Consider the following 21,100-nt stretch of genomic DNA (forward strand, 5'->3'; position numbering starts at 1 on the left):
CGGAGGAAGTCCCCTTGGGGGATGCGTGGGCCGCGCGGCGCGAATTCCACGCCACACCAACGCACTTTTTCGAAAGGGAAGCACTTGAACACGTTGCTGCAGTTTGCCGAGCTGGTCTTGCATATCGATAAGTTCCTCGGTGTCTTCATTCATCAATACGGCGCGTGGGTGTATGCGGTGCTGTTCCTGATCGTCTTCTGCGAAACGGGGCTCGTGATTCTGCCGTTCCTGCCTGGCGATTCGCTGCTCTTCATCGGCGGTGCGTTCTGCGCGACGGGCGAGATGCACCTGGAGCTGCTGATTTTCCTGCTGCTGGCCGCATCGATCAGCGGCAACAGCCTGAACTTCGCGATCGGCAAGGCGATCGGGCCGAAAGTGTTCAATACCCACATTCCGGTTCTCGAGCGCTTCCTCGACCGGGCCGCGCTGCAGAAAACCCACGATTTCTACGAGAAGCACGGCGGCAAGACGCTCGTGCTCGCGCGCTTCATTCCCGTGGTGCGGACCTTCGCGCCGTTCGTCGCGGGCGTGTCGGCGATGCGCTTTACGCGCTTCCAGTTCTTCAACGTGGCTGGTGCGCTCTTCTGGGTGCTGCTGCTCGTCCTGCTGGGCTATTTCTTCGGCAACATCCCGTTCATTCGCCAGTACCTGAACGTGATCGTGCTGGTCGGCATCGGCGCGGCCATCGTGCCGATCCTGATCGGCGCACTGTGGAAGCTTTTGCGCGGCAAGAGCTCGGCCGGCGCGGTTCACAAGCCGGGCAACAACCGCTGAGCGGATGCGGGGCCGGCCGTCGGTAGGCCTCCTCGCATATCCGCCGCAAGCGCTTCGCACTCCCGCAACCAAGAACGAGAGGTGCATCGATGACCGTTCCGAACTCCGACATCCACCTGATCTCGGCCGAGCTCGAAAGCCTGCGGCCGACGCAAATGACCGTCGGCTATCACGAGGTTACCGCCAAGCGTGGCCATTGGAAGACGCTCGACAAGAAAGGCCGCGCGAGCGCGATCGCGACGCACTGGTTCCCCGCCGTGCTGGGCCCGAAGCGCGACTATTACGTGGTCGACCATCACCACCTTGGGCTCGCCCTGATCGAAGAGGGCGTCAAGGAGGTCAAGGTGATGGTGCTGAGGGACTTGTCGTGGCTCGACCCGGTGATCTTCTGGCGCATGATGGAGCACAACCAATGGGTGCATCCGTTCGGCCCGGACGGCACGCGCCACGACTACGAGCACCTGCCCGACACGCTCAACGGCCTGACCGACGATCCTTATCGCAGCCTGGCGGGCGAGTTGCGCCGCGCGGGCGGCTATGCGAAGGATGCGACGCCGTTCAGCGAGTTCCTGTGGGCCGACTACCTGCGCCCGAGGATTCCGGAAAAGCGCATCAGGAAGGACTTCGCCAAGGCGCTCAAAGACGCGCTCGCCGTCGTGCACGAGCAGGACGCGCGCTATCTGCCGGGCTGGTCCGGCAAGATCGAGTTGCGCTGAAACTTGCGGATTCTTGCGGCGGGTTAAGGTTCGCCTAAGGATTTGTCGTTTATCATCAGGCGCTTACAAAACCAATAAAACCTGAAAACGGGAGTCCTCATGCAATCGACCATGCGTTCCGGGCGGTATTCCAAGCCGGCCATCTTTTTTCACTGGGCGATTTTCCTGCTGGTCGCGCTCGCTTATCTCGCGATCGAAGTCCGCGGCCCGAAGGGCACCGATAGCCGCGTGTTCTGGAGCAACGTGCATTTCTGGTGCGGCGCGCTGGTGCTCATGCTCGCGGTGCCGCGTTTCTTCTGGCGTTTGTGGAAAGGCGCGCCGGCCGAGTTCGGAGCGAATCCACTGCTCGCGTTCCTGGCGCGCCTCGTGCACGTCGCGCTTTATCTCTTCATTTTCGTGCAGCCGCTGCTCGGCATCCTGTTCGTCAACCTGGGCGGACATCCGGTGACGCTCCCCGGCCTGCCTTTCGATATTGTGCTGGCGGGACCCGACCCCGCCGCGCGCACGGTGCTCAAGGAAGCGCATGAGCTGATCGGCAATGCGTTCTACTGGGTGATCGGCCTTCACGCGCTCGCTGCGATCGGGCACCACGTCGTGTTCAAGGACAACACGCTGCGGCGGATGATCTGATCCTCAGCGCCGGTTCGACCCCGACACCACGTCGATCCACACGGCCAGCACCAGAATCCCGCCTTTCACGATCATCTGCCAGTAGGCATCGACATCGAGCATCGACATGCCGTTGTCGAGGCTAGCCATCACGAGCGCGCCGATCAGCGCGCCGTAGACGGTCCCCGAGCCGCCGCGCATCGACGTGCCGCCGATGAAGCACGCGGCGATCGCGTCCAGCTCTCCCATCGAGCCCGCCGAGGGCGACCCCGCCGCGAGCCGCGCGGTGTTTACGATGCCCGCGAACGCGCACATGAGCCCCATCAGCGCGAAGATCGCGAGCTTCACGCGATTCGTGTTGACGCCCGACAGGCGCGTCGCCTCGAGGTTCGAGCCGACCGCATAGATGCGGCGCCCGAACACCGTCTGCGTCGCGATCCAGGAGAACACGCCGAGCAGCGCGAGCAGCAGCAGGACCGGCACCGGGATGCCGCCGTAGCGGTCGAGTGTCGCGACGAAGGCGAGCAGGATCGCGCCCGCGCCGGCGATCTTCGCCACGTCCTGCCAGCGCGGCGCCAAAGGCAGCCGATAGCGCTGGCGGTTTTGGCGCTGGCGCATCGTGAGCAGCGCCAGCAGCAGGAACAGCGCGACCGCGAGCGCATCGCCTGCGACGCGCGGCAGGTAGCCCTGGCCGATGAAGACGAAGCTGTCCGAGACGGGCGCGATCGTCGAGCCGCCGGTGACGCCAAGCAGGATGCCGCGATAGGCGAGCATGCCGCCGAGCCCGACGATGAACGACGGAATGCCTCGATAAGCCGACAGCCACCCGTTGGCCATCCCGACCAGCACGCCGAGCAGCATGACGACGGGCACTGTCGCGCCGATGGGCCAATGGAGGGTCACGTCGAGAATCGCCGCGATGCCGCCGAGCAGGCCTAGCAGCGAGCCGACCGACAAATCGATCTCGCCCGAGATGATGACGAACACCATTCCGCACGCGAGCATGCCCGTGATCGCCATCTGCCGCAGCAGGTTCGAGAGGTTGCGCGGCGTGATGAACGCGCCGTCGGTGAGGAACGAGAAGAAGATCCAGATCGCCGCGACCGCGATGAGCAGCGCCAGGATCTTGTAGCGCGCGAACAACTGCTGGAAGCGCTGGGCGGCCGCCATGGAGCCGCGCGAGGCGGCGTCCTGCGCGCCGGGGGAGGAGACATCGGGAGTCATGCTGCGTTCGCTCCGTTGGAGATCGTGGGTCGCTGCGCGGGACTGATCGCGGCGGTGAGGATGTCTTCTTGCGTGAGGCCGTCGTTGACGAAGTCGCCGCGCACCTCGCCCTCGCCGATCACGAGCACGCGGTCGCTGATGCCGAGCACCTCCGGCAGTTCCGACGACACCATCACGATCGCCACGCCGCGCTGCGCGAGCTGGTTGATGAGCTTGTAGATTTCGTACTTCGCGCCGACGTCGACGCCGCGCGTGGGCTCGTCGAGGATCAGCACCTGCGGCTCGGTCAGCAGCATGCGCGTGAGCACGGCCTTCTGCTGGTTGCCGCCCGACAGGCTCGCGATCGACAGCATCGGGTGCGCGGCGCGCACCGTGAGCCGCGTCATCTCGGTGCGGATCGTGTCGAGCTCGGCGGCGGCGTCGATGCGGCCGTGCCTGGCAAAGCGCTGCAATACAGCGAGCGTGATGTTGTGGCCGACGGAGAGGTGCGGCACGATGCCGTGGCGTTTGCGGTCCTCGGGCACCATGGCGATGCCGGCGCGGATCGCGTCGATGGGTGCGCGGATCCTGAGCGGCTTGCCGTTCAACAGCACCGTCGCCTCGCTCGCGCCCGGATAGGCGCCGAAGACCGCCTGCATCAGCTCGGTGCGGCCCGCGCCGACCAGGCCCGCCACGCCGAGGATCTCGCCGCGCCGCACGCTGAACGACACGCCGTCGACGCGCTTGCGGCGCGGGTTGGAGACGTCGAAGCAGGTCACGTTGCGTGCTTCGAGCACCGCTTCACCGATGTCATGCGGCTCGCGCGGAAACAGGTTCTTGATCTCGCGGCCGACCATCATCGCGATGATCTTGTCGGTGGTGAGCGCGCGCATCGGCTCGGTGCCGACGTGGCGGCCGTCGCGAATCACGGTGATCGTGTCGCACACGGCCTCGACTTCGTCGAGCTTGTGCGAGACATAGACGCACGCCACGCCGCGCCGCTTCAGGTCGCGCACGATGGCGAGCAGGATGCGCGTCTCGGCTTCGGTCAGCGATGACGACGGCTCATCGAGCAGCAGCAGCTTCGCGCGCTTGTTCAGCGCCTTGGCGATCTCGATCAGCTGCTGATGTCCGCCGCCGTAGTTCATCACGGGCTGCGCGACGTTGATGCCGGTGATGTTGAGTTCGCGCAGCAACGCGTCGGCCCGCTGGTACATCGCCGCGTAGTTCATGCGGCCGCCGGGCAGCGTGATCTCGTTGCCGAGAAAGATGTTCTCGGCCACCGACAGCTCCGGCACCAGCATCAGCTCCTGGTGGATGATGACGATGCCGGCGCGCTCGGTGTCGCGCACGCTCGCCGCCTTCAGCGGCGCGCCGTCCCAGAGGATCTCGCCGTCCCAGGTGCCGTGCGAGTACACGCCCGACAGCACCTTCATCAGCGTCGACTTGCCCGCGCCGTTCTCGCCGCACAGGCCGACGCATTCGCCCGGCGCGACCGCGAGGTCGATGCCGTCGAGCGCCTTTACGCCGGAAAATGCCTTGACGATGCCGCGCATCGCCAGCAGGGGTTGCGTCATTCGCTCATGCCTCGTTGCAAGAGCGCGGCGAGGTTCGTCACACGCTGCGCTGCGTGTCGCCTGCTTCGAACCCCGCCGCGCGGGATCGCTTATTGGCTCGTGAGCTGCGCCTGCGTATAGAAGCCGTCCTTCACGACGACGTCGACATTGCTCTTCGTGAGCAGCGTGGGCTGAAGCAGGATCGTGTCGACCTTCTTCTTGCCGTTGTCGTACTGCGCGTTGTACGCCGGCTTCTCGCCCTTCGCGAGCTGGACCGCGAGCTTGGCGGCTTCGCCCGCGATCAGCTTGAGCGGCTTGTAGACGGTCATCGTCTGCGTACCCGCCACGACGCGCTTCACGGCCGCGAGGTCCGCGTCCTGGCCCGAGACCGGCACCTTGCCCGCCAGATGCTGCGCGGCGAGCGCCTGGATCGCGCCGCCCGCGGTGCCGTCGTTCGAGGCGACGATCGCATCGATCTTGTTGCTGTTCGCCGTGAGCGCGTCCTCGACGATGCGCAGCGCCGTCGATGCGCTCCACTCCGGCACCCACTGCTGGCCGACGATCTTGATGTCGCCGCGGTCGATTGCGGGCTTGAGCACTTCGAGCTGGCCTTCGCGCAGCATCTTCGCGTTGTTGTCGGTCGGCGCGCCGCCAAGCAGGAAGTAGTTGCCCTTCGGCTGCGCGCTGTAGACGCCCTGGGCCTGCAGCTCGCCGACCTTCTTGTTGTCGAACGAGATGTAGGCGTCGACATCGGAGTCGAGGATCAGCCGGTCGTAGGAGATCACCTTGATGCCGGCCTTCTTCGCTTCGGCGATGACGTTGCCGAGTGTCTTCGAGTTGAACGGCACGATCACGATCACGTCGACGCCGCGCGAGATCAGGTTCTCGATCTGCGAGATCTGGCGTGCTTCGCTCGCGTCGGCCGATTGCACGGAGACCTTCGCGCCGAGCTTCTCGGCGGCGGCGACGAAGTAGTCGCGGTCGCGCGACCAGCGCTCGACGCGCAAGTCGTCGATGCAAAAGCCGATCTCGGGGCGATCCTTGCTGGCGTGCGCGAGCGGCGCGGCCAGCGACAGGGTGGCGAGCATCGCTCCACAGACGAGCGAACTCAGGACGGAACGGCGCTTGGAAAATTTCATGTCTCACTCCTTTTGTCTTGTATGGCGGTAAGGCCGGATGTGTCGAGCGGCGTGGCGAGACACGCCGCTCGCGGAATCGACTGCACAGGATTACTGATAGGTGATGCGGCTCATATGGCCGCTCGTTTGTTGTTGTCGTGAGGCTGCGTGCTGCGTCTATGCGTTCGCGGCGAACACCGGTTCGAGCGCACGATAGAGCGCGCCGAACGTCGGACGCCGCTCGTCGCGATACCACGCGTGACGCGCGGCGTCCGGCTCGCGCACGGCGACGATTTCGGGCGTTGGACAGATCGCATCGAGCGAGGCTGACGGCTCCAGCGCGAGATGCGCGAGGCGCGCCGCGCCGAGCGCCGGGCCGACTTCGCCGCCGGCGCGCAGCGTCAGCGGCCGGCCGAAGAGGTCGGCGAGCATCTGCGTCCAGTACACGCTGCGCGAGCCGCCGCCGATCAACGAGATGTCGTCGGGCACGAGGCCCGCCGCGTGCAGCGCGTCCATGCCGTCGAGCAAGGCGAAGCCGACGCCTTCGAGCGTGGCGTTCGCGAGGTCGGGGCGGATCGTGTCGGGCGCGAGGCCGTGGAAGACGCCCTTCGCGTTGACGTTGTTGTGCGGCGTGCGCTCGCCCGACAGGTAGGGCAGGAACCACGGGCGGCGGGTGCGCGCCGCGTTCGCCTCGGCATCGGCGAGCAGCGCGGCGACATCGGCGTAGCCCGTGAGCTGCGCGGTGAAATCGAGGCAGCCTGCCGCGTTGAGCATCACCGACATCAAGTGCCAGGTCTGCGGCAGCGCATGGCAGAAGCTGTGGACGGCGGAGGCCGGGTTCGCGAGGAAACCGTCGGAGACCGCGAAGTAGACGCCCGAGGTGCCGAGCGACAGCATCGCCTGCCCGGTGCGCACGATGCCGACGCCGACCGCGCCCGCCGCGTTGTCGCCGCCGCCCGCGACGACCGGGATCTCGCGCAGTCCCCATTCGCGTGCGAGCTCGGGCTTGAGCATGCCGGTCACTTGATTGCCTTCGAAGACGGCGGGCATCTGCTCGCGCGACAAGCCGCAGGCGGCCAGCAGCGTATCGCTGTAGCCGCGCTTGGCGACGTCGAGCCAGAGCGTGCCGGCCGCATCCGACGGATCGGTGGCGAAGCCGCCGGTCAGGCGGTAGCGCAGGTAGTCCTTGGGCAGCAGGACGCGGGCGATGCGCGCGAAGATTTCCGGCTCATGCTTGCGGACCCACAGCAGCTTCGGCGCGGTGAAGCCGGGCATCGCGAGATTGCCCGCCACGGCGCGCAACTCAGGCGCCGCGCTTTCGAGCTCGTGGCATTCGGCGTCGCAGCGTCCGTCGTTCCAGAGGATCGCGGGGCGCAGCACGCCGCCTTGCGCATCGAGCAGGGTCGCGCCATGCATCTGGCCGGTGAGTCCCAGCGCTTCGATCTGCGTGGCGCCGATGCCTTGCGAGCGCGCTTCGCCGAGCAAAGCGGCCAGCGCCTCCGCCGTGGCGCTCCACCAGTCTTCCGGCGCCTGCTCGGACCAGCGCGGCTGCGGCCGGCTGACCGCGAGCGAGCGCGTCGCGCTGCCGCGCACGCGGCCGTCGCGATCGAGCAGCACGGCCTTGACGCCCGAGGTGCCGAGGTCGATACCGATGAACATGTCTCCGTCCTTTTGTTCGCGTCTTCCTTGGGCGCCGCCGTGCAGGCTGCGTCAGCGCGCGCCGTAGATCGTCCGGTTCACGACGTTCTCTAGCCGCTCCTGCTGGCCGCTCGCGTGCTGCGGATTCAGGCCGCGCGCGGCCGCGTCGGAGGAGAGCGTCGCGAGCGTGTAGCCGCCCGACAGGATCTTGCGTCCGAACTCCGTATCCCAGCCCGCATAGCGCTGCTGCTTGAACTGCTCGAGCCGGTCGTTCTCGACGAGCGCGGCGGCGCGTTCGAGCGCGAGCGCGAGATTGTCGATGGCGCCGACGTGGCCGTAGAAGAGATCTTCCGGATCGACGCTCTGACGCCGCACTTTCGCATCGAAGTTCATGCCGCCCGTGGTGAAGCCGCCGTGCCGCAGTATCTCGTAGAACGCGAGCGTCAGCTCCTCGACGCTGTTCGGGAACTGGTCGGTGTCCCAGCCGTTTTGCGGATCGCCGCGATTGGCGTCGACGCTGCCGAAGACGCCGAGCGCGAACGCCGTCGCGATCTCGTGATGGAACGAGTGGCCGGCGAGCGTCGCGTGGTTTGCCTCGATGTTGAGGCGGAATTCGTTCTGCAGGCCGTATTGCGTGAGAAAGCCGTGCACCGTGGCGACGTCGTAGTCGTATTGATGCTTGGTCGGCTCCTGCGGTTTCGGCTCGATCAGCAGCATGCCCTTGAAGCCGATCTTCTGCTTGTGCTCGGCCACCATGTTCAGGAAGCGCGCGAGCTGCTCTCGCTCGCGCGCGAGGTCTGTGTTGAGCGGCGTCTCGTAGCCCTCGCGGCCGCCCCACAGCACGTAGTTCTCGCCGCCTAGACGCTGTGTTGCGTCGAGCGCGTGACAGACCTGCGTCGCCGCATAGGCGAACACTTCCGGGTTCGGATTGGTCGCGGCACCGGCCGCGTAGCGCGGATGCGAGAACAGGTTCGCCGTGCCCCACAGGAGCTTGACGCCCGTGTCCTGCTGCTTCTTCTCGAGATAGTCGACCATCCGCGAGAAGTTCTCGCGGTAGTGTTTGAGACTCGTGCCCTCGGGCGCGACGTCGGTGTCGTGGAACGTGTAGTAGGGCGTGCCGAGCTTCGTGAAGAATTCGAACGCCGCATCGGCCTTCATCTGCGCGCGTTCCATCGCGTCGCCGGGCTGATGCCACGGACGATGGAAAGTCCCTTGCCCGAAGATGTCGCTGCCCGGCCAGCAGAACGTGTGCCAATAGCAGACGGCGATGCGCAAATGCTCTTCGAGCGTCTTGCCGAGCACGCGCTTGGTCTTGTCGTAGTGGCGGAACGCCAGCGCGTTCTCCGATTGCGGACCCTCGTAGCGGATCGCCGGAATGTGTTCGAAGTAGGACATGTGCGTCTCCTTTGTTAGTACGCGCCGGGCCGCCCCAAGCGTACTGACCGCCCCCTCGGGGGGCAGCGTGTCGGCCGGAGTTAGTGCTTCAGCGCTTACTCCGGCCCCATGCACAGCAAGCAGAGAGCGTGGCGGCTGTTCACGTTACTTTGTTATGTTGCGCTGCAACCCGCGCCGCTTGGGCACGCGGGTCCGCAAGGTGAAGCCATGCTGCCAGCGCGGGGTGTGCACCGGCAATTGCGAAATTGCGCAGCGGCCGTGATGTTTCTCACCGCTTGCCTGAGATCGCAGGCACAGCGGCGCGGTTCGGGGCCTAAAATAACTCGATGACCCGCCCGCCCGCCCCTCAGACGCCGCTCACGCCGCATCGCATCGCGTTGCTCTTCAACGCGAACAAGGTGTATGACCGCGAGATCATCACCGGCATCGGGAACTACCTTCTGTCGACGCGCGTGGCGTGGGACCTTTTTCTCGAAGAAGACTTCCGCTGCCGGCTCGCGGGCATCGAGCGTTTCGCGGGCGACGGCATCATCGCCGACTTCGACGACCCAGCCGTCTGCGAGGCGCTGCGCGATTGCCCGCTGCCGGTCGTCGCGGTGGGCTCGTCGTACGAGGACGCGGCTGATTACCCTCCCGATCTGCCCTACATCGCGACCGACAATGCCAAGCTCGTCTCGCTTGCTTACACGCATCTGATCGGCGCGGGGCTCTCGAACTTCGCGCTCTACAGCCTGCCCGAAGCGCCGGAAAACCGCTGGGCGCAGCAGCGCGAGCTCGCGTTCCAGCGCCTGCGCGCCGCGGACGGTCACGAAGCCGAGATCTACCGCGGCTTGCCAACGAGCGCACCGGCCTGGAACGAAGCGATCGAGCGCCTCACCGCCTGGCTCGCAACGCTGGAGAAGCCGGTGGGCATCATCGCGGTCACGGACGCCCGCGCCCGGCAGCTGCTGCAGGCCTGTCTGACCTCGGGCACGCCGGTGCCGGAGCAGGTCGCGATCATCGGCATCGACAACGATCCGCTCACGCGCACGTTGACGCGCATTCCGCTGTCGTCGGTGATCCAGGGGACCGAGGAGATGGGGCGCACGGCGGCGCACCTGCTGCATCAGATGCTGCGCGGAGCGCGCTTTCCCGGAACGCGGATCCTCGTGCCGCCGGTGGGCATCAATGTGCTCGAATCGACCAAGCACGAGCCGCTGGCGAGCCCCTATGTGATGCGCGCGCGGCACTTCATCCGCCAGTACGCGTGCCAGGGCATCAAGACCGAGCAGGTGGCGGATTACGTCGGCGTGTCGCGCTCGTCGCTCGAAGAGTATTTCCGGCGCGAGCTGCAATGCACGGTGCACCAGGAGATCCTGCGCCACAAGCTCGATGCCGCGAAGGCGCTGCTCGCCAAGCGAGATGCGTCGAGCGCGGAGGTGGCGATCCGCTGCGGCTTCACGTCTCTGCAATATATGTACGCGGTGTTCAAGCGCGAGCTCGGCTGCACGCCGCGCGAGTATCAGGAGCGCGTGAGCCCGTCGGCGACGCCGCAGTGAGCGGCGCGCTTTTTCCACCCGCTTTTCCACTCTTTTACCTCTGCCATCCCAACCTATGATCAGCATCGCACGACTGTCTTCGGAACCTTGGGGCGTCTTGCCCGGCGGCGACGCGGTCCGCCTGTTCACGCTGCGCAACGCGCAAGGGATGAAGGTCGCGATCAGCGACCTGGGCGCGACGCTCGTCTCGTGGCATGCGCCCGATCGCGCCGGCCGGCTCGGCGACATCCTGCTCGGCCACGACACGCCGGCGGACTACTTTACGGCGATGGCCTACATGGGCGCGATCGTCGGCCGCTGGGCGAACCGCATCGCCGGCGCGCGGTTCGTGCTCGACGGCATCGAGTACACGCTCGATCGCAACGAAGGCGAGAACCTGCTGCACGGCGGCGCGAGCGGTTTTCATCGCGCGATCTGGAATGCGGAGGAAGACAACGGCGCGCTCGTGATGACGCTCGAGTCACCCGAGGGGGATGCCGGTTTCCCGGGGAGCGTCTCAGTGCAGGTGCGCTATGCGCTCGACGACGACGGCACGCTGTCGATCGACTACGAGGCGATCGCCGATGCGCCGACGCCGCTCAACCTCACGAACCACGCCTACTTCAACCTGACGGGCGAGGCGGGCGCCGATATCCGCGGCCACATGATGACGATCGATGCCGACGCGTTTCTCGAAGTCGACGCCGCGCTGATCCCGACCCGGTTCGCGGAAGTCTCGGGCAACGCCTTCGATTTCCGGCAGGGTGCGCCGATCGGCGCGCGGCTCGACTGGCCGCACGCGCAGCTGGTGCAAGCCGGGGGCTTCGATCACTGCTACGTGCTGAACCGTTCGGCGCAGGACGGCGTCCGGCAGGCGGCCTGCCTGTACGATCCGGCAAGCGGAAGGGAATTGACGGTCTTCACCGACCAGCGTGGTCTCCAGTTCTACACGGGCAATTACCTGCAGGGCGTCGGCGGGCGCAACGGCGTGACCTACCAGCGTCACGCCGGGCTATGCCTGGAAGCGGGCGCCTTTCCCAACGAGGTCAACACGGCTGAGCAGGAGCGGGTGGTCGTGCGCCCCGGCGTGCGCTACCGGCAGGCGACGCGTTATCGCGTGGATGTGCGGAGTGGCGCTTGAGCGCAGGCTCGCGCTAGCAAAGCGCCGCGCCGTCGCGGCGAAGAAAGGGCGTTCAGCACGAGGTGAACGGCAGGCGCGACACCACGGCCTCGGGGTTGAAGGCCGGGGGGGGCTCGACCGCCGTCCACCGCGTCCAGTGCGGCGCGAGATCGGGGGCTTTGATGCGCAACGTGCGCGAGCCGTCGACGAAAACCAGCGACTCGATATTGAACGTGCCGCCATCTGCCGCGTCCTCCACGCGACCCGATTGATGAACGAAATCGAGGTTGCCCTCGCGCAGCAGGTCGAGGTAAGCCCCCAGCTCGGTGGTCGATGACTGGCCAATCCAACGGTTGAGAAGCGTGGCTGCGATTTCGGCGTCGAACATGGAAATTTCTCCTTGTCTTTGCGCCGATTGGCGCGCGGGCAGCAGACACGACGAACGCACCCCTGGAGGTGCCCTTTGCGGTCTGGAGAAGTTGCGTCCTGTTCTCAATAGTAGCGGAAAACGGGCTGTATGGTGCGACGCACAATGCAAGCATTTGTTAGCTTGCGTTGCTGGCCAAAACCTTGCATTTTGCTTTCTTTTCCGCTGCTTGGCAGATGGCTGGAGCGCTTGTGTCCGGATTCCGCAGTCCCTTGCTTGCGGCATTGGGCCATTTATTTTGATATTTGTTCCGAAATTAATGCATCAAATAGCCTTGATTTACTTGACTGCACTTTTTGATGGTTTTATGGCAGGCTATAGGGTGAAGTAGAAAAGCGAAAATCACCATCATTCAACGGAGACTGAAAATGGGTTTGTTCGATTCGTCAAGCTGTGGTTGGCGATGCCTTTTCCGACGGCTGGGATTGCAATGACTCCGCAGTATGCAAATCAAATTCAGCTGCTGATGAATCGAATCTCATGAGTGTACCGAAAGTTTTGTCGTGGATGACGCGCACGGGTGTTTGGGCAAGGTCACGCCTGATTCAGGCCTTCGGTCCCGCATTACTCAATATGCATTATTTCGCGCGGCGCCTTCCGCCGTTCGCCGTGGTGGCGATCGTCGGATTTCCGCTTTACTACTACGTTTGGCACTCTCTCTTTCCGCAACCGTACGAAAATCTCACTTTGCGGCTCATCGGGTCGGCGCTTTTTGTCCCGATTCTCTTTCCTCGGCGCTGGCCTGCCGCCTCACAAAAATACTTGCCGTACTATTGGTATATCGCGCTGCTCTATGCGCTTCCATTCTTCTTTACCTTCATGCTGCTAAAGAATAACGGCTCGGAGGTATGGGTGGAAAGCGCGCTGATTGCGGTGTTCGTGATGGTCCTGCTATTGGACTGGTTCATGCTGCTGCTCCACTTTGCCGTAGGGATCGGCCTGGCTGTGCTTGCATATTGTTTGACTACCACTCCAGCCGTACCCGTAACGTCTTATCTCGCGCAATTGGCCATTTTTTCGTTTGCGATAGCCATCGGCGCCATCGCAAATTATGACAAGGAGCGAATCCGCTTCGAGCAGGAGCGCGCGATGCTAGCCACTGCCGGAAGCGTCGCCCATGAATTGCGCACGCCTTTGCTTGCGATTCGCGTCGGGGCTGCCGGGCTGACTCGCTATCTTCCGCTTCTGATCGACAGTTACGCGCTTGCCAAAGATCGGGGGCTCGATGTCCCAAAGATTCGAGGCACCCATTTGCAATCGATGCAGGGCGTCCTTGAGCGGATCGAACAAGAAGCGCTGCATTCGAACACCATGATCGACATGTTGCTCGCGAATGCACGGTTCACGGGGGGGTGTCCGCCCAATTCAACCCTATGTTCGATGGCTCGGTGCGTACAACAAGCGCTCGAACGCTATCCGTTCAGGGAGCAGGAGCGCTCACGCGTTTGGTGCGATCCCGGCACGGACTTCGCGTTCCAGGGTTCGGAAATGCTGATGGTGCATGTGCTGTTCAACCTGCTGAAGAACGCCCTGCGAGGAATCGGCGGCATCGGGCACGCTGAGATATCGATACGGTTTGCAGCCTCGATTCGTACCAATTGCCTGATTTTCCGCGACTCGGGCGTGGGCATCGCCCCGGAGGCATTGCCTCACATCTTCACTCGCTTTTACACCTCCTCGACCTTCAATGACGACGTCGCGCTCGGTGCTGGTATCGGGCTGGCGTTTTGCCACGACGTCATGCGAGGGTTGGGTGGAACCATAGCGTGCTCGTCGGTCAAGGGCGAGTACACCGAATTTGTGCTTACCTTTCCTCAGCCATGACGATGGACACGATCAAACCTTTCTTTTTTCCGACGACGGTTGGTTTTGTCGACGACAGCGAGACGTTTCTCGCCAACCTCACCCTCCAACTCGACTCGCAACTGGCTTTCCGGCTCTTCAATTCGCCTTCTCAGGCTCTGAAAGTGCTGAACGATTCTTCTTCGTCTGCTGCACAAAAGTGCCAACCGCTTTTTTCCACGTACCACGACCGAGCTGACGGCAACGATGCGCATCACGTGATCGCAATGAGTTTCGAGGCGATTGGGCGGCAGGTTCACAACGCACGGCGGTTCGATTCGACCTCGGTGGTGGTGGTCGACTATGACATGCCCGAAATGAACGGCCTGGAGTTTTGCCGGCGCATCGAGAACCCTGCGGTCCGGAAGATCATCCTGACTGGCAAGGCAAACGAACACGTTGCTGTCAAAAGCTTCAACGAAGGCCTGATTGATCGATTCATACGCAAGCATGATGTCGACGCGATTCCTGCCCTCAACCGCGCGATCGGGGAGATGCAAAACGCCTATTTCGACAAGGTGTGTCAAACCGTGCTCGACACGCTGACGGGCACGGAGTACGCGTTTCTCAAGGACTCGCAATTCGCTGCGCGGGTGACGGAAATCTTCCGCGAGTTGGGCATCGTCGAGCGTTACTTGTCGTACCGGCCTAACGGGTTGCTGATGCTCGACGGCCTTGGCGCAGCGTACTTGCTGATCGTCCATTCAGACGAGACGTTGCGCAGCGTGCGGGAAATCGCGATGGAGCTGGGCGCTTCGGTGGATTTCCTGGCGGAGCTCGATAGCCATCGTAGCGTTCCCTATTTCTGGCGGACAGACGGCCACTATCCGACAGACGGCACGGCATGGAAGAGCTATATGCACTCGGCAACCGTGTTTCAGGGGGAGCGCCGCTATGTGTATGCCGTCGTCAAGAAACCGGCCGGCTTCGACCTCGACGCGATTTTTTCCTACGAGGACTATCTGGAGGTGCTCGACGGGGGATCGCCTGCAAAGTGGGGTTCACAGCTGTGAACCCCACTAACAGCCATGGACTTCGCGATCAGGCGGCCATGCTTACAACCTCACGACCACTTTGTTTACGCACGGGAGGCCTGTCGACCATACGGCGTGTCGACGGCCATTTATCCAGCTCCACCTGCTGCCGGATCTCACCGCAGACGCGGACGATTTTTTCAAGCTCCTGCGCCGACAACGTCGCATTGATCGATAGGCGAATCAGCGCGCGATTCTTGGCGGTAGCCGGCGCGCAAAAGACCGAGCCGAAAATCCCGCGGGATTCGAGCGCATCGCGTAGGACGATGGTTCGCTGCTCGGTGCCGGCCTCGAGCGCAATGATCTGGCTCTGGCTGCCGTTGAGGTTGTACCCGAGTTCACTCAAGCTGTCGCGTAGGTACTTCGCGTTTTCCGCAACCTTGGTCCGCCGCCAGTGCTCACGCTCGATCACGCTGAGCGTGGCGTCGAGCCCTGTGATTTCGTGCGGAAGCAGCGTCGAGCTGAAGATCGCCGGATTGGATTCGAACTTGAAATACTCTTGAAATTCGCGGGAGCAGGCTATGAAGCCGGCCCGTCCAGCGAACGCCTTTGCGAGACTCGCAGTGCGAAAGTGCACGCGATCTGCAAGTCCCAACTCTACGATAAGACCGCTCCCCTTCGGGCCATGCGTCCCCAAGGAGTGAGACTCGTCAACGACGAGCACGCAACCGTGCGCTGCGCAGACATCGGCGACATCGACTAGCGGGCAAACGCTGCCGTTCGTGCTGTACACCGAGTCCACCACGACGACACCGGGCCCGTTGCGACAGATCTGCCGCTCAAGATGCTCGGCGTCGTTATGGACGAAGCCGACAGCGGTTGCGCCCGCACTGCGAATACCCTCCCAAAGCGACATGTGCGCCATCATGTCCGTATAGACAGGGGTGCTTGGCGATGCGATGGATTGAATCAGGCCCGTGTTCGCTGCGTATCCGGACTGGCAAAGAACGCCGGACTCGGCGCCCATGAAACAGGCAAGCCGCTTTTCGAATTGCAGCAGAGGGCACTCCCCGTGCAGGAAAATGGCCGACATCAACAAGCCGTTACCGTTTTCGCAAATGCTTTCATACATCGCCCGCAGAATCTCGGGGTGCTTGGCAATCGAAAGATAGTCGTTGCTCGACAAGTGGAGGGCATCCGTACCGGGGATGCGTCCCTTCATGATATGACCGCCAGCCCAGGTTTCCTGAACCCGCTCTCGATAATATCGCGCGACTCTCGCGGCAACGAAGGCCGGAAGCGGCGTCGTGGAAATGTATTGCCCCGCGTGTTGTTCGATTAAATCTTTCATTCTTTGGCTCCTTTCAATTGGCTGTATGCCGAGTGCATGCAGCGTTTTGATAGTGAGCCTCTGAGGGGGGCAGTCCAAATACGGGTTAATAAAATTTCGATTGCGACATCGCGAATGCTTGGAGTATCGACTTGACTTAACTGGCTGGCGGCCGTGTGTTCGTCACGGTTGACTATTGAGATGTCAGTCGAAACTACGATTCATCGCGGCATGCGTGGCATTGCCCGAGCATGCCGATATCCGCTCATCGATCGACGTCTCGGTTTTCTCTCCACCTCGCAAACGTAAGTGGTTCCGGCTTGGGTCCAGACGAATCGAGTCTGGTCCAGCTATAGAAAGCGTCGCTACGCCCGGGAATGGGGATTGGCGATGCAGATCGCATATTGGTCATTCCGTGTCGATATGCCTGAAGTGGCCAAAATAGCGGCATGATTCGACGCGCCTCCATTTCCTGCCGGAGCGTGGCAGGCCCACCTTCGTCAGTCACGATGTCGCACTGGAACAACCAGTCGGCGTTGCCCCACGCGAGAAAAATGCTTGGATTGCCGGCAAAGTCGAACATCAGGATCGCGTTTTGCTCGGGACGCCAGTAGTACTCGGCAATGCGTTCACGCGTCACGATTTCATTCAATACCGCCACCGTTGTCGGATCGCAGTACGTGGCGCCGACACTGTGAAGGCTGATGTGGCCCCTCGCGACGCAGTGCTTGGTTTGGGCATCCGCGAGATAGGCGGCGAGTTTTTCGGCCATCCGCGGATCGGATTTTTTCAAGTAGAAATCGATCAGCCCCGAGTTGAAGGCGTCTACCGCTTCGGAGTCTCCTGCGATCCCCGTAAGCAATATCTTTGTGCAGGCGACGTTGTTGATCGACGAAAGGAATTCGATACCGTTCATCTCCGGCATTTCGTAGTCCACCACGATCGCCGCCACCTCCTCAAACCGCGAATCGTCGATCAGTACGTCTTGTCCGATGGCGGTTGTGCCGTTTTGCTCGAAATCGGAAAAACCCAGGCTCGGCATGCGGCGCAGCTGTTCGTGATGGCGGGCCGACATGAAACTCAGGGCCGCTTGGGGTTTCGTAAAAAAACGGTTCGTGCGGCCGTCAGGAAAAAGTCCGCGAAGTGCATTCAGGAAGTCGGGATTATCGTCTAGGAAAACGACGGACACAGGGTAAAACACCGGCTGTCTGACAAAGAAAGTCATAAGTGCCCCGAAGAATGTAACGAACGCATGGCGCCCGCTTGAGCGAAATGATCGGATGAGTCAGATTATCTGGTGATACTCGTGGAGTTCGCAACTGTTGGCGGCTTTGTGCCGCACACGCCTCGCGGCGCGTTCAATCGCATGAGCGCAGCCTCGCGTCGAGGGGCATTGGGGCGGCATGCAGGCAGAACAGAATGGGGCATTCCTCCATTTAACGGTGGAATGCGAGGCCGCCGCCTGCGGCCATTTCTGCTCCGGAGTTTTCCATGTTCATGCGAGATGCCATCCCCCAAATGCTTTCCCTCGGGACCGAACTGTTTTCGGGGGAAGTTTTGGAGACCCCTCCACAGAAAACCTTCCACCATGTAATCGATATTTACCTCAAGGACTCGAATGCGTTCATGAACACTTATTTCGCGCGTTATTTCGAATGGCAGGGGGTGTGCCGGGAGCGTTGGTTTCACGAGTGCATTCATAACAACCTGCTCGCCGCCGGCGGCACGTTCGTGACGAAGCGCGCTCACCAGGAATATGTGCGGGAGACCTTTCCTTTTCAGCGTGTCGATTGCTATCTCAACACGTTCCAGGTCCGGCAGTGCTCGGCGTATCTCTTGTTTCGCTTCTGCGTGGACGGAAAACCCGTGTCGCTGGGTTACCAGCAGATTCTGTTCGCAGGCACGGATAAGCGGATCCGGCGTTTCCCGCCCGGAATCATCGAGCGCGTCAAGGAATATGAGGTGACGATGCCGTCGCTCGCGAACTAGCTGACGTAGTCCCGTCCGGCGCGTGAGCGCCGGGATTCGCCTGGCGGATCGCGCGGCGCGCGGTCCGCCTCCGATTTGGGCACCGGCAATCGCAGCGTGAAGGTGGTTTGCACGCCAGGCGAGGACTCGCATGAAATGCTTCCACCGAGCATTTCCGCCACCCGGCGGCAAAATGCGAGCCCCATGCCCGCGCCGCGTCCATGCGATTTGGTCGAATAGAAAGCATCGAATATGTGCGGCAGCACGTCGGGTGCAATGCCTGGGCCGCTATCGGAAAAGCGCAGCACGCAGAAATTTCCTTCGCGATGGGCGCTGATCGCGATCTTGCCCACGCCGGTCGTCTTGATCGCATACAGCGCGTTCTTCAGCAAATTGAAGATGACGAAGACGATCAGCGAGTCGGAGCCCGAAAAGTGCAGCGACGGATCGATCGGCGCCACGGACACCCGGCTCTTCTCGCCCGGCGCGAACGGGAAGCGGTCCAGTGCCGTATCGACGCAATGGCGGATCGAATGGGGGGCGACGCTTTCGCGGTCCAGGCGGTCCAGCGTGAACGATGCGAGGGACATCTCGACTACCGCGCTAGTGCTGTCGACCTGACGCCGGATCGCCGCCGCGAGGCTGGCGAGCCGCTCGGATTGGCCGGGGTAGAGGTTATCGGCGCATAGCCGGTGTTTGACGGCCAACTGATACCCGTGCAACACCTCGGGCAGAGCACGGGCGAGTTCCTCGGCATGCAGGCCGATCGTCGCGAGTGGTGTGGTCACTTCGTGCGCGACTGTCGCCGCAAGCAGGAACGGGCGCATCAAGCCGTAGCGGATGATGGTTACGGCAAGAATGCCAAGGCTCGTCGCGATGAAAATGGCGCCCGGCGGATAGAAGACGTAGCCGTAGTTCACTGCGTAGTCGGCGGCCGCGAGCGAATACACGCAAAGGCTGAGCAGACAGAGATCGAGGCGCCTGCGTTTCTCGCGGACCCGGGCGTGACGCCTCGCCGCAAGCAGCAGCCAGCCGCTTCTCGCGGCGAGCAACAGGGTCTGCAGGACGTGTACGGGATGCAGCGTCCCGGCCTTCGGGTAGTCGCCGAAAAAGTACCTTCCGAAACCGGCCACTACGTCGCCAGTGGTCAGCAGCAATATGGCCAGGACAAGGCTCAGCGCGTAGGAGGCGATCAGCAGCGGCCGCTCCCGCCGCCGCTCCGCGACTTCGGTTACGAAGTGATAAAAGGTGGTCGGCAGAAACAGGATGAAAAGATAGCCCGACTTGACGAGCACATGCGCTAGTTCGGGGCTGGAGGTCTGGAACAGGAAAGCCCATGTTCCCTGCCAAGCGAACGTGGTCATGCACATCAACGCGAACGGCACGGACAAGCGCGTGATGCCCTCGGTCAGCAGCACATACAGGCCGAACCCCAGGAACATCGCCGATACGAACGCAGGCAGGATCACATACATGATGCTCGTTTCGCGTTTCGCTGCTTAAGGTGATGGGCGTCGCCGCTTAAGTCGGCAGCCGGAAAATCGGGAAATTTCAAATTGCGTTATGCGCCCGATATATTGCGACGGAATGTCCGAATACCTTCGGGAATCACGAATTTTGCCAGATATTCGATTAACCGCGGCCATCGCTTTTAGGTAGTCGGGTTTGTCTAGAGCCCGCTCTCTAGCGTCGTGTTGTCCTGAAAGCGGCGACACAAAGCAGGGTAATCGGCGGTTGATCGATATTATTCCCGGTTCGTTTTGCATGCGACCAAGTGATTCGATTCGCCAAAATCCAAATCGTAGGATTTGGCGGGCGATGATGCTTGTGCGGAGCTCAAAAGCAAAAAGCCCGGTCGCGTTGACCGGGCTTTTTCGCTTCTTTGTTTTGGTAGGCCGTACGGGATTCGAACCTGTGACCAACGGATTAAAAGTCCGCTGCTCTACCAGCTGAGCTAACGACCCAAAGAGGCAAAATTATAACGACGTAATCATGGCTTTGTCAAGAGCTAGCGGCTCAGCGTACGGCGCGCGTCCACGGCCGCAAAAAAGAAAGCCCGAAGCATCGACTGCTCCGGGCTTTCTCGCGAGAGGCGCGCTTGTGTGTACCGGCTGCATCAGCCAGGCCACACGCGCATAACGGTCATAACGGCTTCGTTTATTTGATTTGCGACAGCTTGCTTTGTGCCGTCTGTGCGACGTCCGACGAACCGTACTGGTCGACGATCTGCTGCAAAGTCTTGCGGGCAGCCGCCTTCTGGCCTTGTTCCAGCTGATTGTTTGCGATTGCCAGCAGCGCTTCGGGCGCACGCGGGTGCTGCGGGTAGTTCTTCACGACGCTCTGCCAGGTGGCCGTCGAGCCCTTGTAGTCGCGCAGTGCATACAGCGCGTTGCCGAGCCAGTATTGCGCGGTCGGCTGGTAGGGGCTTTGCGGATACTTCTGAATGAAGTCGCGGAACGACGCGGCCGCGCTCTTGAAGTCGCCGCTGCGGAACTGCTGCGACGCGGCGTTGAACGCTTCCGTTTCACCCGGCTGCACCGTGCCCTGGACGCCGTCCACCGTCTGCTGCTGCGGCTCGAACTTCTTGAGGCGCGTGTCGAGATCGGTGTAGTAGTCCTTTTGCTGCTTTTGCAGGGTTGCGACCTGGTTCGTCAGGTCCTCGTTCTGTCCGCGCAGCGTGGCGACCTGCTGGTTGAGCTGGTCGAGCCGGTTTTGCTGGTCGAGGATAGAGCGCTGGGCGGCCGAGAGCTGGCTCGCAAGACTGTCGGTCTTGCTGCGAAGATCGAGGATCGCCTGGCGCGCCTGATCGTCATCGAACAAACCCGCGTGCGCCGGCGCCGCGACAAGCGCCGAGCCGGCCACGCATACGGCTGCGGCAATCCGCAGCCAGGGGAAACGGTGCGTCATACGCCT

Annotated in this window: 18 protein-coding genes and 1 tRNA gene; 8 read left to right on the forward strand and 11 right to left on the reverse strand. The window is 62.6% G+C overall.

Features of this window, described 5'->3' with window-relative positions:
- Positions 1-84: 84 nt before the first annotated feature.
- The 3 genes from FAZ69_RS06945 (at position 85) to FAZ69_RS06955 (ending at position 2,120) form a co-directional block, all read left to right on the forward strand.
- Positions 85-774 (forward strand): VTT domain-containing protein, encoded by a 690-nt coding sequence (locus FAZ69_RS06945; RefSeq protein ID WP_136893213.1) that lies wholly within the window; start codon positions 85-87, stop codon positions 772-774.
- A gap of 89 nt (positions 775-863) precedes the next feature.
- Positions 864-1,490, forward strand: coding sequence for a ParB-like protein (locus tag FAZ69_RS06950; RefSeq protein ID WP_136893214.1), 627 nt, complete (start codon positions 864-866; stop codon positions 1,488-1,490).
- A 99-nt stretch (positions 1,491-1,589) separates the two neighbouring features.
- The gene (locus FAZ69_RS06955; RefSeq protein ID WP_136893215.1) at positions 1,590-2,120 is read left to right on the forward strand and encodes a cytochrome b; all 531 of its coding nucleotides are present in this window, start codon (positions 1,590-1,592) and stop codon (positions 2,118-2,120) included.
- 3 nt (positions 2,121-2,123) lie between these two features.
- On the opposite strand, the gene FAZ69_RS06960 is transcribed toward FAZ69_RS06955, so the two are convergent.
- The 5 genes from FAZ69_RS06960 to xylA form a co-directional block, all read right to left on the reverse strand.
- Positions 2,124-3,323, reverse strand: coding sequence for a sugar ABC transporter permease (locus FAZ69_RS06960; protein WP_136893216.1), 1,200 nt, complete (start codon positions 3,321-3,323; stop codon positions 2,124-2,126).
- The gene (xylG, locus tag FAZ69_RS06965; protein WP_136893217.1) at positions 3,320-4,879 is read right to left on the reverse strand and encodes a D-xylose ABC transporter ATP-binding protein; all 1,560 of its coding nucleotides are present in this window, start codon (positions 4,877-4,879) and stop codon (positions 3,320-3,322) included. Before xylG ends, FAZ69_RS06960 begins: the two co-directional genes overlap by 4 nt.
- 89 nt (positions 4,880-4,968) lie before the next feature.
- On the reverse strand, positions 4,969-5,997 hold the full coding sequence (gene xylF, locus FAZ69_RS06970) for a D-xylose ABC transporter substrate-binding protein (RefSeq protein ID WP_136893218.1): 1,029 nt from the start codon (positions 5,995-5,997) through the stop codon (positions 4,969-4,971).
- Between the two features lie 156 nt (positions 5,998-6,153).
- The gene (gene xylB, locus FAZ69_RS06975) at positions 6,154-7,635 is read right to left on the reverse strand and encodes a xylulokinase (protein WP_136893219.1); all 1,482 of its coding nucleotides are present in this window, start codon (positions 7,633-7,635) and stop codon (positions 6,154-6,156) included.
- 51 nt (positions 7,636-7,686) lie between these two features.
- Positions 7,687-9,009, reverse strand: a complete 1,323-nt coding sequence (gene xylA / locus FAZ69_RS06980) for a xylose isomerase (protein WP_136893220.1) — start codon at positions 9,007-9,009, stop codon at positions 7,687-7,689.
- A 326-nt stretch (positions 9,010-9,335) separates the two neighbouring features.
- Between xylA and FAZ69_RS06985 the strand changes: the two genes are divergently transcribed.
- Positions 9,336-10,547 (forward strand): XylR family transcriptional regulator, encoded by a 1,212-nt coding sequence (locus FAZ69_RS06985; RefSeq protein WP_136893221.1) that lies wholly within the window; start codon positions 9,336-9,338, stop codon positions 10,545-10,547.
- 55 nt (positions 10,548-10,602) lie between these two features.
- Positions 10,603-11,667 carry an aldose epimerase family protein gene (locus FAZ69_RS06990; protein WP_136893222.1) on the forward strand — a complete coding sequence of 355 codons (1,065 nt, stop codon included), beginning with the start codon at positions 10,603-10,605 and terminating at the stop codon, positions 11,665-11,667.
- Between the two features lie 52 nt (positions 11,668-11,719).
- Here FAZ69_RS06990 and FAZ69_RS06995 read toward each other — a convergent pair whose 3' ends face one another.
- Positions 11,720-12,034, reverse strand: coding sequence for a hypothetical protein (locus FAZ69_RS06995; RefSeq protein WP_136893223.1), 315 nt, complete (start codon positions 12,032-12,034; stop codon positions 11,720-11,722).
- A gap of 519 nt (positions 12,035-12,553) precedes the next feature.
- On the opposite strand from FAZ69_RS06995, the gene FAZ69_RS07000 reads away from it, so the two are divergent.
- Both FAZ69_RS07000 and FAZ69_RS07005 read left to right on the forward strand, forming a co-directional pair.
- Entirely contained in the window at positions 12,554-13,897 is a 1,344-nt protein-coding gene (locus tag FAZ69_RS07000; RefSeq protein ID WP_240702129.1) for a sensor histidine kinase, read from the forward strand.
- Between the two features lie 2 nt (positions 13,898-13,899).
- Complete coding sequence (locus FAZ69_RS07005) at positions 13,900-14,928, forward strand: response regulator (protein ID WP_240702130.1); 1,029 nt, start codon at positions 13,900-13,902, stop codon at positions 14,926-14,928.
- 28 nt (positions 14,929-14,956) lie between these two features.
- On the opposite strand, the gene cqsA is transcribed toward FAZ69_RS07005, so the two are convergent.
- Positions 14,957-16,240 (reverse strand): alpha-hydroxyketone-type quorum-sensing autoinducer synthase, encoded by a 1,284-nt coding sequence (gene cqsA, locus FAZ69_RS07010; protein WP_136893225.1) that lies wholly within the window; start codon positions 16,238-16,240, stop codon positions 14,957-14,959.
- 244 nt (positions 16,241-16,484) lie between these two features.
- Positions 16,485-17,444 (reverse strand): response regulator, encoded by a 960-nt coding sequence (locus tag FAZ69_RS07015; RefSeq protein ID WP_136893226.1) that lies wholly within the window; start codon positions 17,442-17,444, stop codon positions 16,485-16,487.
- Between the two features lie 266 nt (positions 17,445-17,710).
- On the opposite strand from FAZ69_RS07015, the gene FAZ69_RS07020 reads away from it, so the two are divergent.
- On the forward strand, positions 17,711-18,208 hold the full coding sequence (locus tag FAZ69_RS07020; RefSeq protein ID WP_136893227.1) for an acyl-CoA thioesterase: 498 nt from the start codon (positions 17,711-17,713) through the stop codon (positions 18,206-18,208).
- On the opposite strand, the gene FAZ69_RS07025 is transcribed toward FAZ69_RS07020, so the two are convergent.
- The 3 genes from FAZ69_RS07025 to ybgF form a co-directional block, all read right to left on the reverse strand.
- Positions 18,205-19,662 carry a sensor histidine kinase gene (locus FAZ69_RS07025; protein WP_136893228.1) on the reverse strand — a complete coding sequence of 486 codons (1,458 nt, stop codon included), beginning with the start codon at positions 19,660-19,662 and terminating at the stop codon, positions 18,205-18,207. The genes FAZ69_RS07020 and FAZ69_RS07025 overlap by 4 nt on opposite strands.
- 413 nt (positions 19,663-20,075) lie before the next feature.
- A tRNA-Lys gene (locus tag FAZ69_RS07030) sits at positions 20,076-20,151 on the reverse strand.
- A gap of 193 nt (positions 20,152-20,344) precedes the next feature.
- Positions 20,345-21,094 (reverse strand): tol-pal system protein YbgF, encoded by a 750-nt coding sequence (gene ybgF / locus FAZ69_RS07035; RefSeq protein ID WP_136893229.1) that lies wholly within the window; start codon positions 21,092-21,094, stop codon positions 20,345-20,347.
- Between the last annotated feature and the right edge of the window lie 6 nt (positions 21,095-21,100).

Origin of the sequence: Trinickia terrae, from assembly GCF_005144415.1 — a bacterium.
Taxonomy (GTDB): Bacteria; Pseudomonadota; Gammaproteobacteria; order Burkholderiales; family Burkholderiaceae; genus Trinickia_A; species Trinickia_A terrae.